This is a genomic window from Aureibaculum flavum (assembly GCF_016406085.1).
Classification (GTDB): Bacteria; Bacteroidota; Bacteroidia; order Flavobacteriales; family Flavobacteriaceae; genus Aureibaculum; species Aureibaculum flavum.
On the sequence record NZ_JAEHFJ010000031.1, the window covers coordinates 1 to 1,196 of the forward strand.

Genomic DNA, 1,196 nt, shown 5'->3' on the forward strand with positions numbered 1-1,196 from the left:
AACAAAGAACTGAGCTAAAAAACAAACAATTTCTTCATTAAATTTACACACTATTATTCTAGGCTCAAAATACGATTAATAGGTGTTTTGAGCTTTTATTTTTCATATTATTACCCCTTATTTTGACAAAACAGAAACATAGGTTTCATCATAGGGCAATCCAGATTTTGCTATTGCAAAACTTTGCTTTATCAACTTATTAGAAACAGCTATTAAAGCTAATTTTTTACTCTTGCCCTTGTTTACAATTCGTTCATAGATTTCTCTACACCCTTTGTTATGCTTACAAGCCGTAAAAGAACATAAAAACAAAAGGTTACGTAGTTTTCTGTTACCTACTTTACTAATTCTGCTCCTACCTCTTACACTGCTGCCAGACTCTCTTATTGTGGGGGTAATCCCAACATAACTACATAATTGTGATCCTGTTTCAAATTTATTAAAACCATCGGTTACTACAATTAAGAATAATGCCGTTTTCATACCAATACCTGGTATACTTTGTAATAAAGTGAGTTGTGCCTGTTGGTCTTGTTTTACTAATGAGAGAAGTTGTTTCTCAATTCCTAAAAGCTCTTTATCTAAATGTTTACGATCTCTTTTTAAAGAACGATACACCCAATTTGAAGGAATTCCTAACACTTCTTCTCCATGTAATTTATTCTTTGTAGCTGTGCGTTTTTTCAGAAAACTATCCATTAACCTAAAGAGTTGTAAGCATTCACTTTGAACCTCGGTAAGGGCGTTATAAAGTGGAACTTCATTAATAGTTCCGTATTCACAAATTGCTTTAGCATCACTTTTATCTGTTTTGACTTTAGCTAATTTCATTTGAATGAAACGCTTTACAGATAAAGGGTTTACAACAGATACAATTTGTTTCTTCTTATGTAAAAATTGTGCTAATCTGTAATGATAATAACCTGTGGCTTCCATGACGACTAAAGTGTTGACTTCTAAAGTTTGTAGAAACTTTAGAAAACCTTTTTCTGTGTTTTTAAATTGTAAATGACCTTGTTTGTTGCCATAACAATCAAAAACATCTTTACTAATGTCTATTCCAAAAGTTTCTGTATATTTATTCATACAATAATGAATTATGAAAGAATAATCTACTGGACTCACAACAACTTGAAAACGAGATCTAAGTCTCACAGAACTGAACGTGATTTAAAGTAGAAAAGAGAGAGGATTAT

General features: G+C 31.4%; 1 protein-coding gene. It reads right to left on the minus strand.

The window, feature by feature from the left end:
* Positions 1–117 precede the first annotated feature (117 nt).
* Positions 118–1,086, minus strand: coding sequence for an IS110 family RNA-guided transposase (locus JBL43_RS20130; RefSeq protein ID WP_198843144.1), 969 nt, complete (start codon positions 1,084–1,086; stop codon positions 118–120).
* Between the last annotated feature and the right edge of the window lie 110 nt (positions 1,087–1,196).